The following is a 7364-nucleotide window of genomic DNA, read 5'->3' as shown; positions in this document are numbered from 1 at the left end:
ATACGATAATGCATTGGCTGAAACGGTTAACGGGCTTTATAAAACAGAGGTGATTGAATATTTAAAACAGCAGTGGCGGGATGCGTGTGATGTTGAATTAGCAACCCTTGAATGGGTCGATTGGTTTAACAAAACTCGCATTCATAGTACGATTGGTTATGTGTCGCCTTTTGAGTTTGAGAGACGATACTATGATAGTCTTACTGAGTCAGACAAAGTTGCCTGACTCAAGCAATCCACTCTCCGATATACTCGGGGCGGTTCAACTTTGCTTTGGCAGCAATTTATAAAACCCATTGATTTGGCGCATACTCCAATTGTTAGGTTTTACTTGGTTATGCTTGGTGACAGTAACGAGTGTGTTTTTGGTATCCATTCACATCACATCTTAATGGACAATAGTGCTTGGCCAGTTGTTTTGGAGACCTTATCTAAAACGTATAATGAAGTTGGGCAACCAATGAAAGTGAGATATCCTGCTGCAAAACCAATTTTTTCAAAGAGATTGTATGAGGCCCAAGCAGAAAAAGAAGCGTACTGGAAGAAAAGGTTTTCAACGCCTTTGTCAGGATTTTATTTGCCAGATGTTTTAGGAGTAAAAACAGCAAAAGTTGAAGCTTTCAAAAAAAGCCATGTGATGTATTCTGAACTTGATGTATTTCGTTATATTCAGACTGTGAAGCTAGAAGAGTTAAGACCTGAATATGGTGATTTGACACTAGCTCAATTGATATTTGAATTTGGTCTTTTTTTATTAAAAAAGGTTGGTGATAATTATATCGATATCGTGACACCGATTACTGATACTCAAATGGAGTATCAGCTTGATAATTTGCAAAGCTCTGGGAATTTACTGCCTATTAGGGTTTCGGGCAAAAGTGACGGCATTTTTTCATCACATTGGGAAGATATTCAAACTCAAATTCAAAAAGGCATGATAAATGAGTTGCCTTATGAAGAGATAATTAATGTCACAAATAGCAATAGAGATACTTTACCTACTGTTTTAGTAACGGCATTTGACTTGCCTGAGAAGTACATTAATTTGTCAGATATTCAAGCTTATTATCTTGACATCCCACCACTTAAGTCACCGTATGTTTTTATGCTTGCATATTGTTTTGACAAAAAATCAAGAATGATTCGTTTTGAACTTACAGCAAATGAGGGTATAAATCATTTTGTTGCAGGTTCATTATTGGAAGAGTTTGTTCAGCTCTTGAGTGTAAAACCAAATGAGATTAGGAATTTACAAGAAATCAGCAAGGGGCAGATTGTTACTATAGATGGTAAAGATTCTATATTGAAGTTAGTGATGCAAGTGTACTCTGAGGTTTTACCAAGAAAATGGCAAATACACGATAATTTTTTTAATGTTGGAGGCCATTCATTAGTAGCAACATTGGCAGTCGGTAAATTTAAAAATCAATATGGGCTAAAGGTGGAGATGAACGATATATTTGCATATCAGACACCTTATGAACTTTCCACTCATTTGTCTTCAAAGAATCAGGGATATATTTTTGAGACAGAAAAAAAGTCTGTCCAAGCTGTTGATATAACTGAAATTGATCTTAGTGATGTTAAGACGGGTGTGAATTATCCTGTTAGTCTTTTACAAGAAAGTTATTTGTGGGAGGCTGACTTGGGTCAAGATACTAAATTTAATATTCCATTCGTTTTTAAAATTAATATGGATATTGAATCGGATATTTTGCGTCAGATATTCATTGATATCATTATGCGTCATACAGCTTTAAGAAGTTTGATAGTGGTAGGTAAGGAGGACAATTCCTTATATCAGAGGATATTATCAGCTGAAGAATTAGAGGAACAATATTGGTTTAGCAGTAGTTTTTGCAATGACGAGGAGGAGGCTAAAACAAAGGCTGTTTTAGCAGGCGGGTTCAGTTTTAATTTGATCAGCAATATACCTTTAAGAGTTACTCATCTTAGATTAAAAGAGTGTAATTATCTCTCGGTCTTATTTTATCATTCAGCTTTTGATGAGTGGTCGGCAAAAATTTTCATTGATGAGTTCATTTCTTTTTTGGTAGATAGGTTTAATGGAAATTTAGTAAAAAAATCATGGAGCAAAAAAAACAAAAATTTACAATATGTGCATTTTGCTCTTGAGGAATTTAATAATAGGGAAAATATTTTAACAAAAGGACTAAGTTTCTGGAAAAAGCGCTTAGGAATCTTGACAGAAGAAAAAGGTTTGGTTATTTGTTTAGATGAAAAGAAAAGTGCTGTAGATCTAAAAGATACGTCAGAAAAATATACTCCAATTTGTTTTGCTTTTAATAATAAAGAAAAAAGAGTGTTAAATAATTTGGCTGTCGAAACAAAAACATCTTTATTTCAAGTTGTGTATGCGCTGGTCGCATTGTCTTTATATAAGTTGGGAGCAGGTGAAAAAATTGTTGTTGGCACCTCCATGGCTTGCAGAGAAGATTATAAATATCATCAAACCATAGGTTTTTTTACTAATGTTGTGCTCCAAAAAGTCAATATTAGACTAGAGGAAACTTTTTCAGAGTTATTGAACAGGTTGCAAAGTGATATTTTAGAAATTGGTGAATTTAATAAGATTCCTTTTCCTTATGTTGTTGAAAAGCTTGCAGAAAAAACAGCTCATAATATCTGCGAGTATTACATCCAAATGCATCCTACCAATCCTTTAAATATAAGAAAAAAAATTGGGAATAAATTATTAAACATAGAACTCCTTGAACAAGTTGTTCAGCCAAGCAAATTCGGACTTCATTTTGAGATTTTTGATGAACCACTTAATGATGAGAAGGCGCTAGTTTTTTTGATCCATTTTAATAACACTAAATATAGCGAAGCAAGTTTGGCTCCATTGGTCAGTGTTTTGAAAGGTCTGGTGAGCAATATCGTCAGCATACAACCTACCTCAAAGATAGAAAGTGTTATTAATAGTATAGATTGGAGTAGTAATGATATATGATGTGGCTGGTGTAGGTATAGGTCCTTTTAATTTGGGCCTGTCAAGCCTATTAGACGCAAAACCTTCGATTAAGAAAATATTTTTTGAACAAAAACCTGAGTTTGGATGGCATTTAGGTATTATGCCAAAGTGGTCTACCTTACAAATTCCTTTTTTGGCTGATTTGGTCACCTTGGTTGACCCCATGAGTCGATTTTCATTCTTGAATTATTTAAAGAACGAAAGAAGATTGCATCGTTTCTATATTTATGAAAATTTTTATATTTCACGGGAAGAATATAACAAGTATTGCCTGTGGGTAAGTAAACAGCAAGAGGGGTTGTTCTTTGGTAAACGAGTTGATGAAATTGTCTACGACTCAGATAATCAGTTATATCAACTTAATGTGGTTGATGTTGTAAGTGGTATTTCAGAGAAGTTTAGAGCAAAAAATCTAGTCCTTGGTACTGGCACCCAGTCAGCCAAACCTGATTTTTTTAAAGATAATGAACCAAATCACTGTCTAGTAAATGAGTATTCTTATCGTAGTGAAGATTTAAAACGTACCGACATAATTACTGTGGTGGGTTCGGGACAAAGTGGTGCAGAGGTGTTTTATGATCTATTGTTGGATATTGAGCATAATCCTTATAGATTGCAATGGATAGGTCGAGATGTCAATTTTATGGCGATGGATTTAAATAAATTAGCCTTAGAGATTACAACGCCTGATTATTCGAGTTTCTTTTTTGGTTTGCCAGATAACAAGAAGAAAAGTTTAATCAAGAAGCAAGATTTACTTTATAAAGGCATTAATAAAAACCTGCTAAAAGCAATTTATGATTACATTTATGAAAATTATGAGACATTACAAAATAGAGTGAGTATTTATCCAGGTGTAGAGATGCTTGATTATCAGGAGAAAAATGGGAGTAATTGGGAGATTTTAGCTCGTAGTCTTTCGTCAGATAAAGAGATTAAGCTAGACACGCAGGCCATTATTTTGGCATTAGGTTTTGAATGTGTAGAGCCATCTTTTATGAATGGATTAGATGGTGTTGTAAATCGTAACTCGAAAGGGAATTTATTGGTTTCCGAAAATTATACGATTGATGCTAGAAATACTATCTTTGTTCAAAATGTAGGACTTGAGCAACATGGTGTAGTTACGCCAGATTTAAGTATGGGTCCATTTAGAAATGCAGTTATTGCAAATCAATTGTTTGATTGTGATTACTATACGCCAGACCAGCAGTTTACTTTTCAGAGATTTGTGTAAATTTGATTGGTCAGATGAGAGAACAAAAAATGATAACGTCAGATTTGCCGTCTGAATATTTTTTGTGCGTACAGAACTTTGAGATAGGATTCCATAAAGTAAGGTATCCCTTTGATATCCCACTCTTGCACAAGTGGTTAAATGCTAAGCATACGATAGAACAATGGAAATTAAATAAGCCACTTAGTGAGTTGATTACCTACTTTGGTAAAGCAACAAAAGATAAACATCAAAAATTATTCCTCATATCGTGCGATGGAGTACCGTTCGGCTATTGTGAAATTTATGCTGTCATTGGAGATAGGCTTGCTAATTATTACGATAATGTGACGCCATTTGATATGGGTTGGCATGTATTAATTGGAGAGCGAGCGTTTTTGAGTAAATCTTTTGCTCAGATACTTATTTATGCAATAAGCAATTTTGTTTTTTTGAAAACGCAAGCTATCAGAATTATTGTTGAGCCTGATGTGCGAGTGAAGTGGCATGTAATTGCAGAGAAGTATGCTTATTACAAGGATTCGGTTGTAGTGTTTCCCGAAAAAAATGCCAATATTTTTCGTTGTAGTAAGGAAAACTTCTATGAATCAGATGGTTACTTTTTACATTCTACTGTGGAGGTAAATAAATGAGTAGAACACCACTCATTAAGAGTGAAGATAAGTTAGATATTGTTGAGCATATTAATCAGGATCATCCTGAAGAACTATTGGTGATAGCAAATTATTATGGAGGCAAAAGTGCCTACGTACCATATGAGACTGCACTAATCAAAGATATTTACGAAGAGGGGTTATTGATTGAAGCAACCCATGATCGAGGTGTTGAAGAGCTTTATATCCCCTTTACTATTAAGGGTACGATAGAAGGTAAGATACTTTACCTAGCTTATTACGCGCTCTCAAAACAAGGAATAAACCTACAAAGTAATCGTAGGAAGTTCTTTGAAGTCGTTGATAAATCCATGTCTAGTAAAAATATGCTACGTATTTATATACGTAGTACAACGCCATTGCCTGAGTATTATGCAGGTTATACCTATGGCATTATTTTAAAAATAATTGATTCTCCTCCCCAAAAGGAACCGTCTGAAAATTCTAAAAAAGGACTGGTGCTACGTTCTTTCGATAAATTATTAATTTGGATGCTGCGTGTATTAAATGCGAAGAATCGTATGAAGTTAGTCAAAACGCTGAACAAAGATCTCAGGCTTTATACCCTTCGGCATTCTGAAGAAGATAGGGATGGAAGTTTAACCCTAGGCAGTATAGATGTGTTCTTGCATGGTGGTAGTGCCGGGGGTAACTGGATTAAATCTTTAAAGCAAGGCGATATCATTTTCAGCCGTACTGAAGTTGAGGATAGACACCAGCATTTAGCTGAAGGTATCAATGTTTTAATTGCTGACGAAACGGCTTATCCTGCCGTTGCGGGTATCCTTGAGCTTTGGACGAATCCGACCCCACCTATTGTTATCGTTTTGCATACGGATAAAGCTGATCTTACATATTTTGATGACTTGAAGCAGCCATTAGGAACAGTTTATTATCATGCACGTTATCAAGGGGCAGAACAGGCAAAACCGGTGCTAGATGTTTTACGCAGTATTGAGCACTTAGATGGAGCATGGGGCGGGTTAGAGCGAGAAGAAGCAAAAGCAGTGCGTCATTATGTGCGTAATGAGTTTGGGGTCGAAGGTAGGAAAAACTATATCAAAGGCTACTGGGCAATTAAGGCAGAAGAGGAGCTGTAATGAACATTGAGTACAGAAAATTAATTGTTGTGGCACTCCCCTTGGTTTTTATCCAACTATGTCAAGCCTCTCTCGGTTTAGTTGATACGTTATTAGCAGGCCAATATCATTATATTGATTTGGCCGCTGTCGGTTTAGGTAGTGCTGTTTGGACTTCTGTTTTTATTTTCCTAGTGGGTATGCTGTATGTTTTAGTACCAAAGTTTGCCGAGTTGGCTCAAAACAATGATAAGAATGAGAGTAAGCAGTTATATGCAGTAGCGATACGAGCAGCGGTGGTGCTGTCTATTGTGGGGTTTCTTGTCGTACATTTGGCTGCTTTTTTGATTGGAAATTTTATCAGTGATGAAGGTGTGGCAGCGATAAGTAAAAATTATTTACATTGTGTCGCTTTTGCTTTTCCGCCCTTAATATTTATAGCTATGCTGCGATATATTGGCGAAGGTCACAAACGTTTAACTCTTCTGATGTTAATTTCAGCAATGCTCTTATTGCTTAACTTTTTGTTGAGTTTATGGTTTGTGTTTGGCGGCTTAGGTATTCCTGCGCTTGGTGGTATTGGGTGTGGTATCGGAACTGCTTTAAGTGCTTATATCGTTATGTTTGTGCTGTACGCAATGATAAAGAGGTCATTGCCTGAGGTTGTGGTAACTAAAAGTGAATGGTCTGATATTAGGGTGTCTGGCGCTAAAGTTAAAGGACTATTAAAAGACGGCTTGCCAATAGGTCTAGCTTTAGTTTTACAAATATTAGCTCTGGCATTAATTGCTTTTGCTGCTGAGGGCTTGGGCGTTAAGCATATTGGTGCACATCAGGTGATGATCAGTATTGCGATGTGTTTGGTAATGATTCCTTTGGCAATTGGCAATGCAAGTACCATTCAATTGGCTCAATATGTCGCAGCTAAAAATGCACTAGCTATACGTCATGTTATAGCCAGTGCATTATTGACGTTAGTTATGTATTGCGTCGTTATGGTGGTTTTAGTGACGTCTAGTTATGCGTTTATTATTAGGTTCTTTACCTCCGATGTTGTGATTTTAGAGCTGGCGTTGTCGAGTATCTATGCCTTTGTTCTCTTTTTAATATTTGATAGCGTGCAAATGATGCTTTCAGGTATTTTGCGTGGTTTTCAAGATTTTATTAATCCTTTAATTGCGGTTTTACTTGCCTACTGGTTAGTGATTATTCCAACTTTATTTCTAATAAGTCGGTGGTGGATTTCGATTGATTCTGTCGCAACGATTTGGACAGTAATGGCTTTCGGATTATTTGGGACAGCTCTTTTCTTGCTATTGGTATTGAACTCCAAAAGAAAAATAATCTGTAATTAATTTTATAGAAATAATTATCAATCTCATATTGATATTAAGTATTAG

General features: G+C 35.8%; 6 protein-coding genes. All 6 read left to right on the top strand.

What is annotated here, in order from left to right; translation table 11 throughout:
- A partial coding sequence (locus B092_RS0107885) for an integrase core domain-containing protein (protein WP_018574715.1) occupies positions 1-226 on the top strand: 226 nt, incomplete at its 5' end.
- A 42-nt stretch (positions 227-268) separates the two neighbouring features.
- Positions 269-2974: a condensation domain-containing protein gene (locus B092_RS0107880; RefSeq protein ID WP_083907496.1), complete on the top strand. Its 2706-nt coding sequence runs from the start codon at positions 269-271 to the stop codon at positions 2972-2974.
- Positions 2964-4232: a lysine N(6)-hydroxylase/L-ornithine N(5)-oxygenase family protein gene (locus tag B092_RS0107875; protein WP_018574713.1), complete on the top strand. Its 1269-nt coding sequence runs from the start codon at positions 2964-2966 to the stop codon at positions 4230-4232. Before B092_RS0107880 ends, B092_RS0107875 begins: the two co-directional genes overlap by 11 nt.
- A gap of 14 nt (positions 4233-4246) precedes the next feature.
- A complete protein-coding gene (locus B092_RS13985) occupies positions 4247-4864 on the top strand; it encodes a GNAT family N-acetyltransferase (RefSeq protein WP_018574712.1) in 618 nt (205 codons plus the stop codon).
- A complete protein-coding gene (locus B092_RS0107865) occupies positions 4861-5985 on the top strand; it encodes a siderophore-interacting protein (protein WP_018574711.1) in 1125 nt (374 codons plus the stop codon). The genes B092_RS13985 and B092_RS0107865 overlap by 4 nt, the downstream gene beginning before the upstream one ends.
- Positions 5985-7319, top strand: a complete 1335-nt coding sequence (locus tag B092_RS0107860; protein WP_018574710.1) for an MATE family efflux transporter — start codon at positions 5985-5987, stop codon at positions 7317-7319. The genes B092_RS0107865 and B092_RS0107860 overlap by 1 nt, the downstream gene beginning before the upstream one ends.
- Positions 7320-7364: the final 45 nt, after the last annotated feature.

This window comes from Oligella ureolytica DSM 18253, from assembly GCF_000373745.1.
Classification (GTDB): Bacteria; Pseudomonadota; Gammaproteobacteria; order Burkholderiales; family Burkholderiaceae_B; genus Oligella; species Oligella ureolytica.
The sequence above is the reverse complement of the archived record's forward strand: the minus strand, read 5'-3'. Positions and strand labels throughout refer to the sequence as shown.